The organism is Actinomadura sp. NBRC 104412 (genome assembly GCF_030269515.1).
Classification (GTDB): domain Bacteria; phylum Actinomycetota; class Actinomycetes; order Streptosporangiales; family Streptosporangiaceae; genus Spirillospora.
Map to the genome: position 1 here is coordinate 42,370 of NZ_BSTM01000004.1, position 22,338 is coordinate 64,707.

The following is a 22,338-nucleotide window of genomic DNA, read 5'->3' on the forward strand; positions in this document are numbered from 1 at the left end:
GACGGATCGCACGCGCTGGACCCGTTCCGCCGTGGTGATCCGTGATTCTGCCATCGAAAGCGTATTGGTTCGGGTCTTCCGGCGGACCCGGCACCGGCGCGCTCGGGCAGTGCCAGGACAGCGATAGGCTCGAAGCGTGGCAGCCATGGATCCCGAAGAGCAGCTCAAGGAGCTCGGCGCGACGCTCTCCGGCATCGAGCAGGTGCTGGATCTGGACGGCATGCGGCGCGAGATCGCCGAGTTGCGCGAGCAGTCCGCCGACCCCGAGCTGTGGAGCGACCAGGAGCACGCGCAGGCCGTGACGCGCCGCCTGTCGTACCTGGAGAGCGAGCTGAACCGGGTCGAGGGGCTGCGCCAGCGCCTTGAGGACGCCGCCACCCTCTACGAGCTCGCCGGGGAGATGGACGACGAGGACACCCGCAAGGAGGCCGACGAGGAGCTGGTCACGCTGCACAAGGCGATCCAGCAGCTCGAGGTCCGCACGCTGATGTCCGGCGAGTACGACGAGCGCGAGGCGCTGGTCACCATCAACGCCCAGGCGGGCGGGGTGGACGCCGCCGACTGGGCCGAGCAGTTGCAGCGCATGTACCTGCGGTGGGCCGAGCGCCACAACTACCCCACCGAGATCTACGAGACCTCCTACGCCGAAGAGGCCGGGATCAAGTCCACCACCTTCGCGGTGAAGGCCCCCTACGCCTACGGGACGCTGCGCGGCGAGCACGGCACCCACCGGCTGGTCCGCATCTCCCCGTTCGACAACCAGGGCCGCCGCCAGACCTCCTTCGCCGGCCTGGACGTGGTGCCGGTCGTCGAGCAGAGCGACCACGTCGACATCGACGAGAACGACCTGCGCATCGACGTGTACCGCTCGTCCGGGCCCGGCGGCCAGGGCGTCAACACCACCGACTCGGCGGTGCGCATCACCCACCTCCCCACCGGGATCGTGGTCTCCTGCCAGAACGAGCGCAGCCAGTTGCAGAACCGCGCGACCGCGATGAGCGTCCTGCAGGCCAAGCTGCTGGAGCGCAAGCGGCAGGAGGAGGCGGAGAAGATGTCGCAGTTGCGCGGTGAGGGCACCAGTAGCTGGGGCACGCAGATCCGCAACTACGTGCTGCACCCGTACCAGATCGTCAAGGACCTGCGCACCGGCGTCGAGGTCGGCAATCCCGCGGCCGTCCTGGACGGCGACATCGACGAGTTCATCGAGGCCGAGATCCGCTGGATGCGCCAGCAGGAGGCGCAGGCCGGCTGAGCCGGATCCCGACGGGTGTCGGACGGTCCCGCCGCAGCGGTCGACAGTAACGGGACCGTCCGGCACCCGATCGCGGTTCATCCTCGCAGGGTGACCGCTCGGTCACCCTGCGAAAGACCTATTGTGGCGAATGTCGGCCATGGACGCCGGGTCTACAGCCCGCTGGCCGTCACCAGGGTGCGGATGGCGCCCAGGGCGACCGAGAGGGTGGCCAGGTCGAAGCTGTCGCTCTCCCAGATCTCCGAAAGGGTCTGCTGGGCGCGGTCGACCGCGGTGCGGTTCTTGTCCGCCCAGAAGGCCAGGCGGTCCTCCGGCCTGGCCCCCGGCTCGCTGGTGACCAGCACGTCGCGGGTGAGGGCCGCGTGCGCCGCGTACAGGTCGTCCCGTAGCGCCGAGCGCGCCATGGAGCGCCAGCGGTCGTCGCGCGGCAGCGCGATGATGCGCTCGCGGAGCCGGGACAGTTGCAGGCGCTCGGCCAGGACGAAGTAGACCTCGGCGACCTCCTCGACGGGACGGCCGATGTCGTGGGCGATCGCCACCAGGTCGAAGGTGGAGAACGCGGGCACCAGCATCGCGACCTGCTCGGCCAGCTCCCGCGGGACGCCGCGCTCGGCGAACTCGTCCCGCCGCTGCTCGAAGGCGGTCAGGTCGAGTCCCGTCAGCAGCTCGGGCAGCCGCCCGCCGAGGGTCACGGCGCCTTCGGCGAAGAAGTCGATGTTCTCCCGGATGTCGAACGGGGGCCGCCGGTTGTACAGCAGCCAGCGGGCGCCGCGCTCGGTCAGCTTGCGGGCCTCCAGCAGCATCCTGATCTGCGTGGACTCGTCCACCTGGTGGGCCAGGCCCTCCACGGACCGCCAGAACCGCGGCATGTCGAAGACCTCGCGGGCCACCAGGTAGGCGCGGGCGATGTCCGGGGCGGACGCCCCGGTCTCCTCGCTGATCCGGAAGCCGAAGGTGATCCCGCTGTTGTTGATCACGTCGTTCACCACCGCGGTGGTGATGATCTCGCGGCGCAGCGGGTGCCGGTCCATGTACGAGCGGAACCGTTCGCGCAGCGGGGACGGGAAGTAGCCCACCAGCCACGACTCCAGGTACGGGTCGTCGGGCAGGTTGGAGGCGATCAGCTGGGCGTCCAGGGTGAGCTTGCCGTAGGCCAGCAGGACGGAGAACTCCGGCCCGGTGAGCCCCAGCCCGGCCTGACGGCGCTCGGCCAGCGCCTTGTCGTCGGGCAGGAACTCCAGGCGCCGGTTGATGTCGCCGTCCCGCTCCAGCTTGCGCAGGTAGCGGGCGTGGACGTGCAGCATGGACGCGGCCTGCGCGCGGGCGGCGGCCAGCACGACGTTCTGCGCGTAGTTGTCGCGCAGCACCAGGTCGGCGACCTCGTCGGTCATCTCGTAGAGCAGGGTGTCGCGCTGCTTGCCGGTCAGCTCCCCGTCCCGGACGGCCTGGTCCAGCAGGATCTTGATGTTGACCTCGTGGTCGGAGGTGTCGACCCCGGCGGAGTTGTCGATGAAGTCGGTGTTGACCAGCCCGCCACCGCGCGAGAACTCGATCCGGGCGAGCTGGGTGAGGCCGAGGTTGCCGCCCTCGCCGATCACCTTGCAGCGCAGGTCGGAGGCGTTGGCGCGCACCGGGTCGTTGGCCTTGTCGCCCACGTCGGCGTTGTTCTCGGTGGACGCCTTGACGTAGGTGCCGATGCCACCGTTCCAGAGCAGGTCCACCGGGGCGCACAGGGCGGCGTGGATCAGCTCGTAGGGGGTCATCGCCGTGATGTCATCGTCGATCCCCAGCGCCGCCCGCATCTCCGGGGTGAGCCGGATGGACTTGGCGGTGCGCGGGAACACCCCGCCGCCCTTGGAGATCAGCGAGGCGTCGTAGTCCTCCCAGGAGCTGCGGGGCAGCTTGAAGAGGCGTTCCCGTTCGGCGAAGGAGCGGACCGGGTCGGGGTCGGGATCGATGAACACGTGCCGGTGGTCGAACGCGGTGACCAGTTTGATGTGCTTGGACAGCAGCATCCCGTTGCCGAAGACGTCGCCGGACATGTCGCCGATGCCGACCACCGTGAAGTCCTCGTTCTGGACGTCCTTGCCCAGCGAGCGGAACAGGTACTTGACCGACTCCCAGGCGCCGCGGGCGGTGATCCCCATCGCCTTGTGGTCGTAGCCGACCGAGCCGCCGGAGGCGAACGCGTCGCCCAGCCAGAACCCGTAGGACGCGGCGACCTCGTTGGCGATGTCGGAGAAGGTGGCGGTGCCCTTGTCGGCGGCGACCACCAGGTAGGTGTCGTCGCCGTCGTGCCTGACGACGTCGGGCGGCGGCACCACCTTGCCGTCCACCAGGTTGTCGGTGATGTCCAGCAGGCCGGAGATGAAGTCCTTGTAGCAGGCGATGCCCGCCCGCATGAACGCCTCGCGGTCGGCGGACGGGTCGGGAAGCTGCTTGCCGACGAACCCGCCCTTGGCCCCGGCGGGAACGATCACGGTGTTCTTCACCGCCTGGGCCTTGACCAGCCCGAGGATCTCGGTGCGGAAGTCCTCGCGCCGGTCGGACCAGCGCAGCCCGCCGCGGGCCACCGATCCGAACCGCAGGTGGACGCCCTCCACCCGGGGCGAGTACACGAAGACCTCGTACTTGGGCCGGGGCTCGGGCAGGTCGGGGATCAGCGACGGGTCGAACTTCAGCGACAGGTACGGCTTGCGCTGGTAGTAGTTGGTGCGCAGGGTCGCGTTGATCATCGACCGGTAGGCGCGCAGGATGCGGTCCTCGTCGAGGCTGGCGACCTCCTCCAGCCTGCCGTCCAGCTCCTCGGCGATCCCCGCGCTGCGCTCGGCCTCGCCGTCGGCCAGCGCCGGGTCGAGGCGGCTCTCCCACAGCCTGACCAGCAGCCGGGTGATGACGGGATTGCGCAGCAGCACCTGCTCGAAGTAGCGCTTGGAGAACGCGTTGCCGGTCTGCCGCAGGTAGAGCGCGTAGGCGCGCAGGATCATCGCCTGCCGCCAGGTGAGCCCCACATGCAGGACGAGCGCGTTGAACCCGTCGTTCTCGATCTGGCCCTGCCACAGCGCGGTGAACGCGTCCTGGAAGAGCTCCTTGGCGGTCTCGTCCGGGATGCCCTCCGGCGGCCGGTAGCGCAGCCCCAGGTCATAGATCCACGCCCGCTCCCGTTCGAGCGCCGCCTGGGAGGACGACCCCGCCGACCCGGCGGCGACCGCCTCGCCGCCCCTCGGCTCGGTGCGGGGCGCGCGCGGGACGATCTCGTACGGCCGCTCGTCGATCACCTCGACGCCCATGTTCTGCAGCAGCGGCAGGATCCGGGACAGCGAGATCGGCTCGCCCAGCCGGTAGATCTTCAGCCGCCGCTCGCCCGGCGCCGCGCCGTACGGCTCGTAGAGGTTGATCGAGGTGTCGTGGTCGGCGCCGAGCCCGTCCAGCCGCTTGAGGTCGGCGACGGCGGTACGGGCCGGGAAGTCGGCCTTGTAGCCCTCGGGGAACGCCTCCCCGTACCGGCGGGTGAGCAGGCCGGCCTGCTCCTCGCCGCACTGCTCGACGATGGCGTCGGCCAGGTCGTCGGCCCAGGAGCGGGTCGCCGCGGCCAGCCGGGTCTCCAGCTCGTCGGCGTCCACGTCCGGCAGCGGCCGGCCGCGCTCGCCGCGCACCACCACGTGCAGCCTGGCCAGGACCGACTCGGTCACGTTGGCGCTGTAGTCGACGCTGACGCCGTCGAACGCGCCGCGCAGGATCTCCTGGATGCGCAGCCGGACCTGGGTGGTGTAGCGGTCGCGCGGGAGGTAGACCATGCAGGACATGAACCGCCCGTACAGGTCCTTGCGCAGGAACAGCTTGAGCCGGCGGCGGTCGCGCAGCCGCAGCACGCCGATCGCGATGGGCAGCAGGTCGTCCACCGAGATCTGGAACAGCTCGTCGCGCGGGTAGCTCTCCAGTATCTCGATCAGATCCTGGCCGTCGTAGCTGTCGGCGGTGAACTCCGCGCGCTCCAGCACCTCGGCCAGCTTCTTCTTCAGCACCGGGACGTTGGCGATCGACTCGCTGTAGGCGTCGTGCGTGAACAGGCCCAGGAAGCGGCGCTCGCCCACCACCTCGCCCTTGGCGTCGAACTTCTTGACGCCGATGTAGTCCAGGTAGGTGGAACGGTGCACGGTCGACCGCGAGTTGGCCTTGGTCAGCACCAGCAGCCGCTTCTCCGTGGCCCTGGCCCTGACCTCGGGGGGCAGCGCGGCGAAGCTGTCGGACTCGCGTTTGTCGCTGCGCAGCAGGCCCAGGCCGGTGCCCGGCTCCGGCTTCAGCGCCGCACCGTCGTCGCTGAGGGTGTAGTCGCGGTAGCCGAGGAAGGTGAAGTGGCCGTCGGCCAGCCAGTCCAGCAGCTCGACGCCCTCGGCGAGCTCGGCCTCCGGCAGCGGCGGCGGCTCCTCCTGGATCCGCAGCGCGATCTCACCGGCCCGCGACCGCATCTTCTGCTCGTCCTCGACCGCGACCCGCACGTCGTGCAGCACGCGCAGCAGGTCGCGCTCCAGCTCGTCCAGGCGCGCCCGGTCACTGGTACGGTCCACCTCGATGTGGATCCACGACTCGTCGAGGTCGTGGTCGCTCGCCATCTTGTGCCGGAACGCCTTGAGCCTGCCGGTCACGTCCCGGTCCACCCCGAGCAGCGGGTGGACGATCAGGTGGGTGGTGAGCTGGTGCCGGTTCAGCTCCATGGTCACCGAGTCGACCAGGAACGGCATGTCGTCGGTGACCACCTGCACGACGGTGTGCCCGGGGTCCCAGCCGTGCTCCTCCAGCGTCGGCGTGAAGATCCTCACCTTGGCGCGGCCCTGCGGCCGCTCCTCGCCGAGGAGCCGGTGCGCCATGGCAGGCCCGCCGACGTCGGCCGGGTCGCGCGACAGCAGGTCCTCCGGCGCCACGTTGCGGTAGTAGAGCCGTAGGTACTCGACCGCCTCCGGCACCTCGCCGCGGCGCCCTCCCCGGCGCTGCGCGCATGTCTCCGCCGCCCGCCGGAGCAGGTCGTCCTTCGCCTGATCGAGCTTGCCGACCATCAACAACTCCCCTTGAAGCCCCTCGCCACCCCGTTGTGGCGCCGCTCACTGCGCAAGCGTAGCCATGAACCGACCCAAAGCCGACCGGGAGACATCGACCCGCGGGGGGTCAGCATCCTTCCTGCGGGGGCGGGTCGGGGCATTCGTCCGGAGGTGTCGGAGTCGTCTGCGTCGGCGTCACGCTCGGCTCCGGCTCGGGGCTGGACGGCTCGTCGCTCGGCGTCGGGGTCGCCGAGACGGACGGCGAGGGCGTCGGCGTCTCGGACGGCGGCCGGTAGGTCGGCATGGGCTGCCGCACCGGCGTCTCCTCGACGGGCATGGACGGCTCGATGCTGGGGGACGCGCTGACGGACGGGGGCGGCTGCCGCCAGTCGTTGACCGGATGCCCGGTCTTGCCGTCCTCGCCGCCGTTCAGGGCGATCACCATCGAGACGACCGCGATGGTGACGACCGACGCGGCCGCGCCGGCGACCGCGGCGGCCCGGCGCGGGCTCGACACCGCCTGGCGGAGCCTGCTCCCGCCGCCACCGGCGACCTCGCGGGGCTGCGTGTTCTGCACGGCCCACTCCGCCGAGGACGACGGGTGGGGGCCGACCACGTGCTCACCGGTGTCGCGGGACCGGACCGGCGGGTCGGGCCAGTCGCCGAACTCGGCGACCTCGGCGACCTCGCGCGAGTCCCAGGCATCGCCGCCGTCGTCCCGCGGCCCGACCTCGTACTCGCCGGACCCCGCGGTCTCGTCGAACTCCAGCCGGTGGCCGGTGCCGACCGCGGCGCGGGTGGACACGGCGGTGAACGCCTCGTCGTCGCCGAGCTCGGCGGCCAGCACGCTGCCGGCGGCCAGCATCGCCGTCGCGTCCGCCGCCTCACCGGCCCCCGCGGCGCCGGCGGTCTCGCGCAGGCCGGCGGCGGGTGTGGGCGCCGTCTGGTGGCCGAGCAGCCGCATCAGCAACTGCTGCGCGTCGGGACGGTTGGCCGGCTCCTTGTCCAGGCAGTCGACGACCAAGTCGCGCAGCGGCCCGTCCAGGTCGCCCAGCTCCGGCTCGTTGTGCAGGATCCGGTTGATGACGGCCGGGATCGTGTCCTGCCCGAACGGCGGCTCGCCCGTCGCGGCGAAGACCAGCGTGGCCGCCCAGCAGAACACGTCGGCCGGGGGCCCGATCTCGTCGCCCTGCAACTGCTCGGGCGCCATGTACGAGGGGGTGCCGATCACCTTGCTGGTCAGCGTGGTGGCGCCGCTGATCGCGCGGGCCACCCCGAAGTCGATCAGGCGCGGCCCGTCGGCGCCGATCAGCACGTTGTGCGGCTTGAAGTCGCGGTGGATGATCTCGGCCTGGTGGATCGCCGCCAGCGCCGTGGCGGTGCCGACCGCCAGCCGCTCCAGCGCGGCACCGCCCAGCGGCCCCTGCGAGAGCACCAGCTCGTTGAGGGACGGGCCGGGGACGTACTCGCTGACGATGTAGGGGCGGTCGCCGTCGGCATCGGCGTCCAGCACCTGCGCGGTGCAGAACGGCGCGACCTTCTTGGCCACCTCCAGCTCGCGCAGGAACCGGGCGCGCGCCTTGTCGTCGGAGGTCAGCTCGGAGTGCAACAGCTTGAGCGCGACCCGCGAGCCCCGCCCGTCCTCGGCGAGGAACACGGTGCCCTGGCCGCCCTCGCCGATGCGGCCGATCAGGGCGTACGGCCCAAGGCGCTCCGGATCACCGGAACGCAGCGCCGCAACCTCCATGCGTCAGACCGCCCTCTCTGGACCGACGGGACCGGGTCGCCGAGCCGGACCGATCCCGGTCGGCGCAGACCGATCCCCTGATTGTGGGACGCCCCAAACCCGGGGCGAGTTCACCGGACCCGAGAACCCATGCACCGGCCGAAGCCGCACATACCCGGTGACCGGGACATCATTCCATGCCTCTCGTGATCACCGAGGGAATTGAGCGGTTCGGATCTCACCGGCACCGAAGTGGCGTCAGGGGACGTAGTGATCGAGGACCTCGGGGTTGGCGAGCGAGTCGCGGTTGGCGGCCTTCTCGACCGGGGTCCCCTGGAGGATCCGGCGGACCGGCACCTCCAGCTTCTTACCCGACAGCGTACGCGGGACGCCCGGGACCTGGTGGATCTCGTCCGGGACGTGGCGTGGCGACAGCGCCGAGCGCAGCTCCCGCTTGAGCCGGCCGACCAGCTCCTCGGTCAGCTCCGCGCCCTCGGCGGGCTGGACGTACAGGACCAGCCGCCCCTCCTCACCCAGCCGTCCGGTGTCGATGACCAGGCTGTCGGCGATCTCGGGGAACGCCTCCACCACGCGGTAGAAGTCGGCGGTGCCCATCCGCACCCCGCCCCGGTTGAGCGTCGAGTCGGAACGCCCGTAGATCACGCAGCCGCCGTCCGGGCGGATCTTGATCCAGTCGCCGTGCCGCCACACGCCGGGGAACATCTCGAAGTACGACTCGCGGTAGCGCGCGCCATCGTCGTCGCGCCAGAAGAACACCGGCATCGACGGCATGGGCTCGGTGATGACCAGTTCCCCGACCTCGTCGATGACCGGCTTGCCGTCGTCCCCGTACGCCTCGACCTTGGCGCCCAGGCCGCGGCACTGGATGACGCCCGCGTACAGGGGCAGCAGCAGGGACGGGCCGACGAAGCCGGTGCACAGGTCGGTGCCGCCGGAGATGGAGCCGAGGAGCAGGTCCTTGCCGACCGCCTCGTACACCCAGGCGAACCCCTCCGGGGGCAGCGGCGACCCGGTGGAGCCGATGCCGCGCAGCCGCGACAGGTCATACTCTTCGCCTGGGCGTTCGTTCCGCTTGGCGCAGGCGGTGATGTAGGGCGCGCCCAAGCCCATGTAGGTGACGCCCGTGTCGGCGGCCACCTTCCACAGGTCGAGGGGTGCGCCGTCGTACAGGACGACGGTGGATCCCACCAGCAGGCCGCCGATGAGGTAGTTCCACATCATCCAGCCGGTGGTGGTGTACCAGAAGAAGACATCCCCGGGACCCAGGTCCTGATGGAAGGTGAGCGCCTTGAGGTGCTCAAAGACGATCCCGCCGTGCCCGTGCACGATCGGCTTGGGCAGCCCGGTCGTCCCCGACGAGTACACCACCCACAGCGGGTGGTCGAACGGGACGGGCTCGAACTCCAGCTCGTCCTGGCCGGGCTTGGGCAGGTCGGCCCAGCGCATGCCGACGCGGAGGCCGTCGGGGGCGGAGGCCGGGTCCAGGTACGGGACCAGGACGGTCGCGGCCAGCGTGGGCAGCGCCGCCTCGATCTCCGCGACGACCTCGCGCCGGTCGAACCGCTTGCCGTTGTAGCCGTAGCCGTCCACGGCGACCAGCACCTTGGGCTCGATCTGCGCGAACCGGTCGATCACCGAGGCCGAGCCGAAGTCGGGCGAGCAGGACGACCAGATCGCGCCGAGCGAGACGGTGGCCAGGAAGCAGATCAGCGCCTCGGGGATGCTGGGCAGGTAGGCCGCCACCCGGTCGCCCTTTCCGACGCCCAGCTCGGCCAGCCCGGCACGGACCTCCGCGACCTGGAGGCACAGCTCGCGGCCCGACAGGACGCGGTGCCCGCCCGCCTCGGAGCGGAAGATCACCGCGGTGCCGTCCGGGTCGGCCTGGGCGTGCCGCAGCGCGTTCGCGGCGTAGTTGAGGGTCGCGCCCGGGAACCATCGCAGCCCGTCCACCGGCGTGGGCCCGCCGGTGCGCACCGGGCCGTCGCCCCGCTCGCCCACGACCCCGAAGTACGACCAGAGCGCGTCCCAGAACGCGTCGATCTCGCTCACCGACCAGCGCCACAGCTCGTCATAGGACTCGGCCCGCACACCGCGCTCCCGCAGCCAGCGCATGAAGCGGGTCACCCGCGCGTTGGCGGCGACCTCCTCCGACGGCTCCCACAGCAGCGTGCCCTCGGCCACCTCGTGATCACGCGACATGATCGTCCTCCCGCCCTTCCAGCATCAATGCCGAGTCCTCCCGCCCTTCCAGCATCGAGCCGAGGATATGACGCGCGCCACCCGGGCAACTCCGGCGGGCTGTGCTTATTGCAGGCGCGAGCGGCGCTCCTCGCCTTGGCGGCTCGTCGCTTGTCGCGCCTGCGGCGATCGCTGCATCGCTCCGACTCGCCCAGGGGCTCGCTCCGCGATCAGATTCTCGCTCCGCTCGAATCTGCCTTCGGACGCGATCGCAACGCCTGGCCGCCGTTCGTGGCTGGGGCTGGGGTGAGTGCGGCTGTGCTTATTGCAGGCGTGAGCTGCGCTCGTGTTTATGGCAGGCGCGAGCTGCGCTCGTCGCTGGCGCTCCTCGCTTGTCGCGCCTGCGGCGATCGCTGCATCGCTCCGACTCGCCCAGGGGCTCGCTCCGCGATCAGATTCTCGCTCCGCTCGAATCTGCCTTCGGACGCGATCGCAACGCCTGGCCGCCGTTCGTGGCTGGGGCTGGGGTGAGTGCGGCTGTGGTTATTGCAGGCGTGAGCTGCGCTTTTCGCCTGGGGGCTCGCTTTGCGATCAGGGCTCGCGGGTTTGGGTCTGCCTTTGGGTGCGGCGGTTGGGTGAACGTTTGGGGCCACCGAGCGTGGTCAGTCAGCGGCTGGTGAGTTCCAGGACGGCGCGGACCACGGCGTCGGTGTCGGCCAGGGTCGGCAGGACCACGTCGGCCCCCGCGCCGCGCAGCTCCGCGGCGGTCGCGCTGCCGGTCGCCACCGCGATGATCGGCGACCGGGCGATGTGCGCGGCCTGCACGTCCCGTGGCGAGTCGGCGATGTAGACGGTCGCCGACTCCCCGTACTGGACGCCGTTCTTCGCGCCCGCCCTGCTGCGTGCCAGCTCCAGCAGCGCGGCCTTGCTGTAGACGCCGTTCTCGTAGCCGCCGACCTCCAGGTCGAGCCGGTCGGCCAGGCCGAGCTCGGTCACCTTCAGCACCGCGTTGGGCTCGATCGAGCCGGTCAGCACCGACTGCGCGGTGTCGGGCAGCCGTCCCAGCGCGTCCAGCGTCTCCCTGGCCCCGGCCAGCACCCGGCCGTGCGCCTTCAGGTCCGCGCGGCGCGTCGCGAACGCCTCGGCCAGCGCGCGCATGAAGGCGGGCAGATGGTCGTCGGTGGTGACCACGTCGTTGAACGCCAGCGTCTCGAAGATGATCTCCGACTCGGTGCGGCCGGGGGTGGGCGCCAGGCGCACCAGCGGGCGGCCGATGGTCCGCTGGAACGCCTCGGCGTAGACCTCCCGGGTGACCCGTCCGACGTCCACGAGCGTGTGATCGATGTTCCACAGCACCAGACGGTTCAGCGTCGTCATCCCGTTCCCATGCGCATCGGAGGGCGGCGCGGCGCGGCGCGGCCGTCGCGTCGCGTGCGGACATATCGTCGGCCCTGGCGCCCGCTTCCCGCAAGGCGACAGAGATGTGGCCGGTCAGCGCTCCATGTGGGGGTAGCGATGGTCGGTCGGCGGGACGAAGGTCTCCTTGATCGAGCGCATGCTGGTCCACCGGGTCAGGTTGGCGATCGACCCGGCCTTGTCGTTGGTGCCGCTGGCGCGGGCGCCGCCGAACGGCTGCTGGCCGACGATGGAGCCGGTGGGCTTGTCGTTGATGTAGAAGTTGCCCGCCGCGAACCGCAGCCGCTCGGTGGCGTCGGCGATCGCCGCCCGGTCCCGCGCGACGATCGCGCCGGTCAGCGCGTACTCGGCGGCGCCCTCCATCTGGTCCAGCATGGCGTCGTACTCGCCGTCCTCGTAGACGTGCACGCCCAGGATGGGGCCGAAGTACTCCCTGACGAAGAGCTCGTCCTCGGGATCGTCGCACTCCAGCACGGTCGGCTGGACGAACCAGCCCTCGGAGTCGTCCAGCGTCCCGCCCGTCAGCACCTTCATGGTGTCGACGGCGCGGGCCCGTTCCAGCGCCTGCCGGTGCTTGGCGAACGCCCGGTCGTCGATCACCGCCCCCATGAAGAGGGACAGGTCGGCGGCGACGTTGCCCATGGGGAGGGCCTTGACCTCGTCGCAGAAGTCGTCCCGCATGCGGTTCCAGATCGAGCGCGGCACGTACGCGCGGGACACGGCCGAGCACTTCTGCCCCTGGTACTCGAACGCGCCCCTGATCAGCGCGGTCTTCAGCACCGCGATGTCGGCGGAGGGGTGGGCGACCACGAAATCCTTGCCGCCGGTTTCGCCGATTAGGCGCGGATAGCCTTTGTAGCCGGAGATGTTCTCGCCCACCGTCCGCCACAGGTGCTGGAACGTGGTGGTGCTCCCGGTGAAGTGGATCCCGGCCAGGTCCGGATGGCGCAGCGCCACCTCCGACACCGCGCGGCCGTCCCCGGTCACCAGGTTGATGACGCCGGGCGGCAGGCCCGCCTCCTCCAGCAGCCGCATCGTGTGGTGCGCGGCGAGCTGCTGGGTGGGCGACGGCTTCCAGAGCACCACGTTGCCCATCAGCGCCGGCGCGGTCGGCAGGTTGCCCGCGATCGCGGTGAAGTTGAACGGGGTGATGGCGACGACGAAGCCCTCCAGCGGGCGGTAGTCCATCCGGTTCCACACCCCGGGAGACGAGATCGGCTGGTCGGCCAGCAGCCGCCGCGCGTAGGAGACGTTGAACCGCCAGAAGTCGATCAGCTCGCAGGCGGCGTCGATCTCGGCCTGGTGGACGGACTTGGACTGGCCCAGGATGGTGGCGGCGTTGATCGTGGCCCGCCATGGCCCCGACAGCAGCTCGGCGGCCCGCAGCAGGATCGCCGCCCTGTCCTCGAACGGCATCGCGCGCCATCCCGGCGCCGCCGCGCGGGCCGCCTCGATCGCGGCCAGCACGTCCCGCTCGGTGGCGTTGCCCATCCGCCCGAGCACGCGCCTGCGGTCGTGCGGCTGGACGACCTCGATCGGCTCGCCGCCGCCGAGCCTGCGCTCGCCGCCGATCGTCATGGTCAGCTCGGTCTGCCCGCCGCCCAGTTCCTTGATCCTCGCCTCCAGGGCGGCCCGTTCGGGGCTGCCGGGCGCGTACGACTTGACCGGCTCGTTCGCCGGTTCGGGCACGGTGACTACGGCGTCCATCTTCGCTCCCTGGATGTTCCGGCCGGCACGCCAGAGATACCCACGGGAGGACGCCCCGAAATCAGGGGACCAGGTGCTCCAGCTCCTGGGTGGCGTACCAGAGCAGCTCGTGCCCCTCGGCGCCGTCGACGGTGAAGCGGGCGTCCTCGTCGCCCTTGTCGGCGGCCGGCACGGCCTGGACGGCGGCCCGGACGTCGGCGACGGCGGACTCGTCGTCCACATGGCCGGAGGCGATCGCGCGCCACGGGATCGGCTCGGTCACCTGGACGAGGGCCCGGGTCTGCTCGTCGAACCGGTCGCCGGACCCGGCGCGGACCAGCTCGTCGGGGACCTCGGCGGCCAGGACGACCCGCCGCGCGGGGGTCTCCGGCTCGGCGGCCAGCAGCCGCAGCGAGGCGCGGGCGGCGGCGGTCATCGCCGCGTACTCCAGCTCCTCGAGATCGCCCGACGCGTACCACTCGCGCAGCGCGGGCGTCACCGCGTACGCGGCGAGCGGCGCGGGCCCGACCTCCTTGTCCGCCAGGACGCGGGCGAGGCCGGTGAGCGTGGACGGGACATAGACGCGCATGACGCTCGGCAGTCTGCCAGATCACCGCACCGGCCGGTGCGCAGGCCGTCCCCTGGGCGGGTCAGACGGGCAGCCCCATGGCCCGCAGGCCGGTGAGGGTCGTGTCCACGCCGGTGTGGTGGATGGCCCGCATGCCCACGGCGCGGGCAGCGGCGATGTTGTGCTCGATGTCGTCGATGAACACGCACTGCTCGGCGGGCAGCCCCACCAGGTCGAGGGCGTGCCGGAAGATGCGCTCGTCCGGTTTGCGCATGCCGACCTCCGCGGAGATCACCACGGCGTCGAACAGTTCGGCGAACAGGTCGCGCGGGTAGTCGTTGCCCCAGGAGTTGGACAGCAGCGCGGTGCGCAGCCCCGCGGCGCGTGCGGTGCGCAACGCCTCGTACATGGGCTCGACCGGGGCGAACGCGCCGAACATCCGGTTGATCAGGCCCTCGGCCGCGACCGGGCCGCCGTCCACGGTCACCAGCTCGGCGGCCAGCAGCCGCTCGAACTCGGCGACCTGGAGGCTGCCGTCCTCCAGCCCGTGCACGGGGTTGGAGCCGCCGCTGCCGTAGGCGCCGGCGACCCACGCGCGCATCACCGTCCGGTAGCGCTCGGGGTCGATCCGCTCGGCGGCCAGCCAGACGGCGATCGCCTCGTTCAGCGGGGAGGTCAGCACGCCGCCCCAGTCGGTGATGACTGCTTTGACGTGGTTGGCCGGGGATTGGGGGGATTCGACGCTCACGGGCTGATGGTAAGCGATGCCCGTTCCCGGGCGGCACCGGAGGCCGTGATCACGCAACCGGCGGCGGTGGCGACTGCATGATCACGCGCGTACCCCCCGGTGGGTCCGGTCGGCGTCAGGCCGACCTGAGCCGCTGCAGCGCCTCCCTGACGCCGCCGTCGGTCTCCTCCAGGACGACCGTCGCGCGCGCGGCCGGGACCTCGCCGAGCAGCGAGACCAGCGCCACGCGGGTGTCCCCCCCGGCCTCGACCAGCGCGTTCTCACAGGTCACGGCGTCCATCCCGGTCGCCTCGGTGAGAATGCGGACCAGCCGGGCGCGCAGCTTGGAGTTGAGCGCGTTCACGCTCACCATCAGGTTGGAGTAGGTGCGGCCCATCCTGATCATCAGCGTGGTGGAGAAGGAGTTGAGCACCAGCTTGGTGGCGGTGCCCGCCTTCATCCGGGTGGATCCGCTGATCACCTCGGGCCCGGTGGCCAGCGCGATGTGCACCTCCACCTCGTCCCCGTGCGGCGTGCGCGGGTTACAGCTGATCAGCGCGGTTCGCGCGCCGACCGCCGTGGACGCCCGCAGCGCCCCCAGCACGTAGGGGGTGCGCCCGCTGGCCGCGATGCCGATGGCGATATCGCCCGGCTGCACCTCGGCGGCGTCCCTGGCGCCGAGGTCCAGGTCGTCCTCGACCTCCGAGACGGCCTGGGACAGCGCGCCGAAGCCCCCGGCGTTGTGCGCCACCACCCGGCCCCAGATTCCGAACGTGGGCGGCAGCTCGGCCGCGTCCAGCACGGCCAGCCTGCCTGAGGTGCCGGCGCCGAAGTAGTGCACCCGGCCGCCGCCGCGCAGCGCGACGACCGCCAGATCCACCAGCCGGGCGATCTCCGGCAGCACGGACTCCACCGCCAGCGGCACCGTCGCGTCCTCGGCGTTGATGCGGCGGAGCACCTCCAGCGTGGGCAGCGTGTCGACGTCGAGGGTGCGCGGGTTGCGCCCCTCGGTGGGCAGGTCAGTGTCGATCAACGACGCCTCCGGTCGGGTCGGACGGTGCGGCCGCGGACGGCCTCGAAGGTGGCCTCCAGCGCCTTGCGGGTCGGCCCGTACGTGCGCTGGGCCACGCCGACGAACACGCAGTCGACCACCGTCAGCTGTGCCAGCCGGCTGGCGGTCGCGCCCGAGCGGAACGTGGTCTCCCTGGCCGCCGTGGTGAGGATGAGGTCGGCCACCTCGGCGATGGGCGATTTCGGGAAGTTGGTCAGGGCCACGGTCGTCACGCCCTTGGCCTTGGCCACCTCCAGGGCGTCGATGGTCTCGACGGTGGCGCCGGTGTGCGAGATGCCCAGCGCGACGTCCCCGGGGCCCAGCACCGCGGCGCTGGTGAGCATGATGTGGGCGTCGGACCACGCGCTGCAGACCCTGCCGATGCGGTGCAGTTTCTGCTGGAAGTCCGCGGCGACGAAGGCGCTGGCGCCGACACCGTAGACGTCGACGCGGTCGGCGGCCACGACCGCGTCCACGACCTGTTCGAGCATCTTGATGTCGAGCTGCGCGGCGGTCTCCTCCACCGCGCGCGCGTCGGCGAAGGTGACCTTCTCCACGATCTGCTCAAGGGAGTCGTCGGGACTGATGTCGCTGCCGATGACCCGGCCGCCGGTGGCGCTCTGCGCGCGGCCCGCCTCGGTGGCCAGGGTGAGCCGCAGCTCCGGGTAACCGTGGAAGCCGATCGCCCGACAGAACCTGATGACCGTGGTCTCGGAGGTGCCGCATGCCTGGGCGAGCTCGGTGATGGTGGAGTTCGCGACCCCCTCGGGGTCGTCGATGACGCGCTGCGCGACCCGCCGCTCGGCGGGAGGCAGTGATGGGAGCAGGGAGCGCACCCTGACGACGGTGCTCAAAGGCGTCGCGTCCTTGGCCGCCTCGGGGGGTGTCTCCCTGGAGGGGGCGGATGGCGACACCGGTGTCCTGAGCGCGGCCGGGTCCCCGGCGCTCCCCGGCTCGGGGCCGGTGGGTTTCCTCATGGAAGAAATTTTCTTACGTGGAGGATGTCGCGTCAACGGTAGAAAAGGCTACGGTCGCCATGTGTTGACCCATTTGGCCGGTCCATACGTGATCGGCATAGACGCGGGTGGCACGAAAACCCGCTGTGTCGTACTAACGCTCGGGGGCGCCGAGGCCGGTTCCGGAACCGGTCCCGGCGCCAACCCCAACTCCGGGGGCGACGCCGCGATGGCGCTGGCCACGGCCCTGCGGCAGGCGCTCGGTGACGTGGATCGTTCCCAGGTGATCGGTGGCGTCTTCGGCATCGCCGGCGCGGGCTCGGCGGGACGTCCCGCCGCGGTCGCCGCCGCGCGGTGCGCCTGGAACGCCGCGGGTCTGCGCGGCTCGCCCGCCGTCGTGACCGACATCGCGGTCGCCTTCGCCGCCGGGACCACCGCCTCCAAGGGCATCGTGGTGTTCTCCGGCACCGGCGCGGGCGCCGCGGTGATCAGCGACGGCGCGATCGTGCAGCGCGCCGACGGCTACGGCTGGCTGGTCGGGGACGAGGGATCGGCCGTCTGGCTGGGCAGGGAGGCGGTCCGGGCCGCCCTGGCCGCCTACGACGGCCGGGGCTCCCCGACGCTGCTGACCGAGGCGGTGCCGCGCGCGCTGCTCGGTGCCGCGGTCGTCCAGGAGCTGGACGCGGCCAGGCGCCGCCCGCGGGTCCACCGCGGGCTGGCGTCCCTGTCCGCCCCGTCACCGCCAGGCTCCGGCCACGCCGGTCACCTCGGTCACTCCGGCCATCCCCCTGGCCATGGAGCGGCCGCGGTGGGCCATGGCGGCGCCGCGCTCGCCCCCGGTCCCCGTCCCTACCACCCCGCACCCGTCCCCGTTCCCGCGCCGGCGCCCCTGGGCCGCGGCGCGGGAACCGCGGTACTGGAGCCGGACGAGCCCCATCCGCCAGATGGGGACGCGCTCGGTCACGCGGCCCGCGGCCGGCCACCCCGCGGTCACCCGGCCGCCGGTCCGGGCGGTCCGCCGCCCGACCGGGTGGACGGGCCGGTCGCGCCGGCCCATCCGCCCAACCCGCAACTCGCCCAGGCGATCATCAAAGAGGTGTACGGCCGCCCGCCCGCGGCGCTGGGCCGTCTCGGCCCGGTGGTCGCGGCCGCCGCGGCCGCGGGTGATCCGGTGGCGCTGCGGATCACCGCGGAGGCCGCCGAGGTGCTGCTGCGGGACGTCGACGCGGTCCGCCCGGCACTGAACGACCCGTACGCCCCCGTGGTCATGCACGGCTCGGTACTGCGCGAAGGACCCGTCGCCGAGGCGGTCCGCGCCGGGCTGCGTGACCGTTTCGCCGCCGAGCCCTGCCCGGCCGGGGACGGCGCTGTCGGCGCCGCCACCCTGGCCCTGCGCAGGCTCGGCCTCTAGAGGCGGCCGAAGGCCCACGAGGCACGGCCGCAGCGGTAGCCGTCCCGGATGTCGCCCCCGGGCCGGCCCCGCCGCCACACCGCGCGCATCACCGCGCGACGAGTGACCCCGCATCCCGCCCCAGCCTTCCGTGGGGCCGCCCATGCCTTTCCCCGGCCAGAGCTTTGCTCCGGCCTTGTCCTGAGCTCGGCCAACGCGCGCGGCGCGGGTCGACACACGCTGTACGAGCGGTTAACGTCTCCAGGGCCGTTTCAGCGACTCTGTCGTTAAGAGACCATGTCGGGGGGCCTGGTCCGTGCGTGTCTCACGATCGATCACGCTGGCCGTGGCGGCCGTCGTCCTGCCACTGGCCGGCTGCGGTGGCGGCACGCCCGACGACGGACGTCCCTCCGGCGGGGCACGGACCCCGGCCGAGACGCGGGCACCCCGGTCCGCCGCGCCCACCAGCGGCGCCTGGATCCCCGGATACGTCGCGGAGATGTCTCCGGAGGAGAAGGTCGGCCAGTTGTTCGTGCCGTCCTTCACAGGCCCGGCCGAGGCGGCGGCGATGATCAAGCGCTATCACGTCGGCGGGCTGATCTACTTCCCCGCCAACCTCGCGGACGGGCCGGAGGAGACGGCGGCGCTGTCCAACGCGCTGCAACGCTCGTCCAAGCTGCCGCTGCTGCTCGGCGTGGACGAGGAGCAGGGCCTGGTCAGCCGGGCTCCGTTCCTGACCAGGTTCCCCGGGAACATGGCGCTGGGCGCCACCGGCCGCCTGGAGGACGCCCGCGCCGCCGCCCAGGTCACCGGCACCGAGCTGCGCGCCGTCGGCATCAATCAGAACTACGCCCCCGTGGCCGACGTCAACGTCAACCCCGCCAACCCGGTGATCGGCCTCCGGTCGTTCGGCGCCGACCCCGGCCTGGTGGCGCGGATGGTGCCGGCCGCCGTCGCCGGCTACCAGTCCGCGGGGGTCGCGGCCACCACCAAGCACTTTCCCGGGCACGGCGACACCGCCACCGACAGCCACACCGGGCTGCCGGTCATCAAACACAGCCGGGCCGAGTGGGAACGGCTGGACGCGCCGCCGTTCCAGGCCGCCATCCGGGGCGGGGTGGACGCGATCATGTCGGCGCACATCGTCGTCCCCGGGCTCGACCGGTCCGGCGACCCCGCCACGCTGTCCAAGAAGGTGCTGACCGGGCTGCTGCGGGACCGGCTCGGCTACCAAGGCGTGATCGTCACCGACTCGCTCCGGATGCAGGGGGCGCGCGTGCGGTACAGCGACGCCTCCGTGGCGGTCCGCGCGGTGAACGCGGGCGCCGACCAGTTGCTCATGCCGCCCCGGCTCTCGGTGGCCTACCGCGCGGTGCTGCGCGCCGTCCGCGACGGCACGATCACCCGGCAGCGGCTGGACGAGGCCGTCGGCCGGATCCTGCGGCTCAAGGAACGGCGAGGGCTGTTCCGCGGCACCACCGCCGACCCGCGGCGAGCGCGTGCGATCATCCGGTCGGCCGCGCACCGGGCCACCGCCGAGCGGATAGCGGAACGCGCCGTCACCCTCGTCCGCAACAACGGCGGGCTGCTTCCGCTGCGCGACCGCACCGTCTACGTGACGGGCCCGCGCGAGGAGGCGCTGAGCGCCGCGCTGCGCCGCGCCGGGGTCACGGTCAGCGGGACCTACGCCGGCGCGGACGCCGTCGTCCTGACCACGCTGAACGCCGGGTCGTCGACCGCGGCCCGCATCCGGGCGTTCGGCTCGAAGCCAGTCGTGGTGGCGGCGCTGGGCCGTCCCTACGATCTCGACCGCGCCGGACGGGCCGACGCGACGCTGGCCACCTACTCCTCCGGGGCGCCCGCGGTCAGGGCCCTCGCCAAGGTGATCGCCGGGGTCGTCAAGCCCACCGGGCGGCTCCCGGTGCGCGCGGGCGGCATGCCCGTCGGGCACGGCCTCACCTACCGGTGACGAAGGCCGGTGACGAAGGCCGGTGGACGAGCGCTCCCCGCCCTGGGAGGATCCTCGGAGGTTCGCACCTTCCCCGCGGAGGTCCACGTGCCCGGCCCATCCCTTGCGTCACGCGCGTTCCGCGTCGCGGCTTCCTCGGCCGTCCTCGTTCTGGCGACCGCCGCGTGCGGAGGGACGGACGAGGTCACCATGCCGCCGCTCACACCCGAGCCGGGCCTGGAGACGCCGGCCTCCGTGGGCGCGGCAACGCAAGCCTCGGCCGCACCAAAGGACACCTTCCCGGCGCGGCTGACGCTCTTCAAATTCCTGCGCGGCATCGCGATCAACGACGCCCGGGTGTGCGCGCACCTCGCGCCCGAGTACGAGCGCACCGTGTTCGGCGCCGAGGGTGGCTGCCGCAGGGGGCTCGCGCAGGCCAGGAGCAGGCTACGGCCCCAGGACCTGACCGCGCTGCGAGGCGTGACCGTGCCCACCGCCCGGCCGGGATCCCAGCCCGGCGACCTCGTCGTGGACTTCGCGACACTGCGCTGGAGAACCGCGCCCGCCCGTCCCGGCGGCCTGCTCGCGTCCACGTACACCCTCAGGCAGGACGGCGGCCGCTGGCTCATCGTCGGATGAGCCGGCGGCCGTCTCGTTCCCTAGAGTCCCAGTTCTGCGAGGAGGGGCAGTTCGGCGCGGGCCGCGTCCTTCGCCTCACCCGCCGTACGGGCCTTACGGGCCGCCGCCGCTGCGCGCCTGCATTCGTCCAGGGTGTGCCGGGCCAGCGCGGCCCGTACCAAGGGCAGGGACGGCGCGCTCATCGACAGTGACGTCACGCCCAGCCCGACCAGCACGCAGGCCAGCGCGGGGTCCCCGGCGGCCTCGCCGCACACCCCGCACCCGCGGCCCGCGTCGGCCGCGGGGCCGGCGGTCATCGCCACCAGGTCGAGGATGGCGGGCTGCCACGGGTCCTGGAACGGGGCCAGACCGCCGATCTGCCGGTCGGCGGCACAGGCGTACTGGGTCAGGTCGTTGGTGCCGATGCTGAAGAACTCCACCTCGGCGGCCAGGTCGCGGGCGCGCAGCGCCGCGGCGGGCACCTCCACCATGATGCCCGGACGCTCGATCCCGGCGGCGCGGCACGCCTTGGCGAAGAACGCCGCCTCGTCGGCGTCGGTCACCATCGGTGCCATGACCTCCAGCTTGGCGGGCAGCCCGGACGCCGCCGCGGCCAAAGCCCGGAGCTGCGCCTGGAGAACCTCCGGGTACGACCTGGCCATGCGCAGGCCGCGCTCGCCGAGGGCCGGGTTGGGCTCCTCGCCGGGCGGCGGCAGGAAGGCCAGGGGCTTGTCGGCGCCCGCGTCCAGGGTCCGGACGACGACGCGGCCCTCGGGGAACGCCTCCAGGACCGTCCGGTACGCCCGCTCCTGCTCGTCGTCGGAGGGAGGGGTCGCGCGGTCGAGGAACAGGAACTCGGTGCGGTATAGGCCCACCCCCTCCGCCCCGTGGTGGAGCGCGGCGTCCAGGTCCTTCGGGCCGCCGATGTTGGCCAGCAGGGGGACGCGGTGACCGTCCTTGGTGGCGCCCGGGCCGGTGGACTCGCGCAGGAGCGCCGCGCGGGCGGCGGCGGCGTCGCGGGCCGTCCGCACCTCGTCCTCGGACGGGTCGATGTGCACCGTCCCGGTGCCACCGTCCACGAGCACGCGGGTGCCCTCGGCCAGTTCCATCGCGCCGGCCAGCGCCACCACGGCGGGGACGCCCATGGTACGGGCCAGGATGGCGGTGTGGCTGGTGGGGCCGCCCTCCTCCGTCACGAACGCGACCACCATCTCCGGGTCGAGCAGCGCCGTGTCGGCGGGCGCGAGATCCCGCGCGACCAGCACGAACGGCGTGTCCGACACGGGCACGCCCGGCATCGGCAGGTCCATCAGCCTGGCCACGGCGCGGTCGCGGATGTCGTCCAGGTCGCTCACCCGGGCGGCCAGGTACTCACCGGCGCTCGCCAGCAGGTCCCGGTACGTGCCGAACGCCTCGAACACGGCGCGGGCGGCGGCCAGCCCGTTGTCGATCTTGGCGGCCACCCCGTCGGCCAGGCCGGGGTCGCGGGCCATCAGCGCCTGCGCGCCCAGCACCTCCTGGCCGTCCTTGTTGCCGAGCGCGGCGGCCCGCTCGCCGCGCTCCTCCAGGTCGGCGGCCACCGCTTCGAGCGCCGCGGCGGCCGCGGCCTTCTCGGCGGCGGCGTCGCCGCCGTGGCGGGCGCCGGCGGGGGGCTCGGGCACGGCACCCGCGAGGGTACGGACGGGACCGGCGCCGACCCCGGGGCTCACGCCGGCGCCCCGCAGGACTCCCGGGCCCCGGCCCGGGACGGGGGGCATCGTGAAAC

General features: G+C 72.4%; 14 protein-coding genes. 4 read left to right on the forward strand and 10 right to left on the reverse strand.

Translation table 11 applies throughout. From position 1 onward, the window contains the following. Positions 1-136 precede the first annotated feature (136 nt). Positions 137-1,252 (forward strand): peptide chain release factor 2, encoded by a 1,116-nt coding sequence (prfB, locus tag QSK21_RS06465; RefSeq protein ID WP_285694350.1) that lies wholly within the window; start codon positions 137-139, stop codon positions 1,250-1,252. A 152-nt stretch (positions 1,253-1,404) separates the two neighbouring features. Here prfB and QSK21_RS06470 read toward each other — a convergent pair whose 3' ends face one another. The 9 genes from QSK21_RS06470 to QSK21_RS06510 all read right to left on the reverse strand — a co-directional run bounded on the left by QSK21_RS06470 (position 1,405) and on the right by QSK21_RS06510 (position 16,638). Continuing rightward, positions 1,405-6,306: an NAD-glutamate dehydrogenase gene (locus tag QSK21_RS06470; RefSeq protein WP_285694352.1), complete on the reverse strand. Its 4,902-nt coding sequence runs from the start codon at positions 6,304-6,306 to the stop codon at positions 1,405-1,407. A gap of 109 nt (positions 6,307-6,415) precedes the next feature. Continuing rightward, positions 6,416-8,035: a serine/threonine protein kinase gene (locus QSK21_RS06475; RefSeq protein WP_285694355.1), complete on the reverse strand. Its 1,620-nt coding sequence runs from the start codon at positions 8,033-8,035 to the stop codon at positions 6,416-6,418. A 237-nt stretch (positions 8,036-8,272) separates the two neighbouring features. Further along, the gene (locus QSK21_RS06480; RefSeq protein ID WP_285694356.1) at positions 8,273-10,234 is read right to left on the reverse strand and encodes an acetoacetate--CoA ligase; all 1,962 of its coding nucleotides are present in this window, start codon (positions 10,232-10,234) and stop codon (positions 8,273-8,275) included. Between the two features lie 645 nt (positions 10,235-10,879). After that, positions 10,880-11,590: an HAD family hydrolase gene (locus QSK21_RS06485; protein WP_285694357.1), complete on the reverse strand. Its 711-nt coding sequence runs from the start codon at positions 11,588-11,590 to the stop codon at positions 10,880-10,882. Positions 11,591-11,704: 114 nt separating this feature from the next. Then, positions 11,705-13,336: an L-glutamate gamma-semialdehyde dehydrogenase gene (gene pruA / locus QSK21_RS06490; RefSeq protein WP_285694358.1), complete on the reverse strand. Its 1,632-nt coding sequence runs from the start codon at positions 13,334-13,336 to the stop codon at positions 11,705-11,707. A gap of 61 nt (positions 13,337-13,397) precedes the next feature. Further along, entirely contained in the window at positions 13,398-13,904 is a 507-nt protein-coding gene (locus tag QSK21_RS06495; protein ID WP_285694361.1) for a DUF6912 family protein, read from the reverse strand. Positions 13,905-13,965: 61 nt separating this feature from the next. Further along, positions 13,966-14,631: an HAD family hydrolase gene (locus QSK21_RS06500; protein ID WP_285694363.1), complete on the reverse strand. Its 666-nt coding sequence runs from the start codon at positions 14,629-14,631 to the stop codon at positions 13,966-13,968. A gap of 115 nt (positions 14,632-14,746) precedes the next feature. Continuing rightward, positions 14,747-15,643: an N-acetylmuramic acid 6-phosphate etherase gene (locus QSK21_RS06505; protein WP_285694365.1), complete on the reverse strand. Its 897-nt coding sequence runs from the start codon at positions 15,641-15,643 to the stop codon at positions 14,747-14,749. Continuing rightward, a complete protein-coding gene (locus QSK21_RS06510; protein ID WP_285694367.1) occupies positions 15,640-16,638 on the reverse strand; it encodes a MurR/RpiR family transcriptional regulator in 999 nt (332 codons plus the stop codon). The genes QSK21_RS06505 and QSK21_RS06510 overlap by 4 nt, the downstream gene beginning before the upstream one ends. An 88-nt stretch (positions 16,639-16,726) precedes the next feature. Between QSK21_RS06510 and QSK21_RS06515 the strand changes: the two genes are divergently transcribed. From QSK21_RS06515 to QSK21_RS06525, 3 genes are all read left to right on the forward strand, one after another. Then, positions 16,727-18,028 carry an N-acetylglucosamine kinase gene (locus QSK21_RS06515; RefSeq protein WP_285694368.1) on the forward strand — a complete coding sequence of 434 codons (1,302 nt, stop codon included), beginning with the start codon at positions 16,727-16,729 and terminating at the stop codon, positions 18,026-18,028. Between the two features lie 295 nt (positions 18,029-18,323). After that, a complete protein-coding gene (locus tag QSK21_RS06520) occupies positions 18,324-19,976 on the forward strand; it encodes a glycoside hydrolase family 3 protein (RefSeq protein WP_285694369.1) in 1,653 nt (550 codons plus the stop codon). 87 nt (positions 19,977-20,063) lie between these two features. After that, entirely contained in the window at positions 20,064-20,594 is a 531-nt protein-coding gene (locus tag QSK21_RS06525) for a hypothetical protein (RefSeq protein ID WP_285694370.1), read from the forward strand. 20 nt (positions 20,595-20,614) lie between these two features. Here QSK21_RS06525 and ptsP read toward each other — a convergent pair whose 3' ends face one another. Next, positions 20,615-22,330, reverse strand: a complete 1,716-nt coding sequence (ptsP, locus tag QSK21_RS06530) for a phosphoenolpyruvate--protein phosphotransferase (RefSeq protein WP_285694371.1) — start codon at positions 22,328-22,330, stop codon at positions 20,615-20,617. Positions 22,331-22,338: the final 8 nt, after the last annotated feature.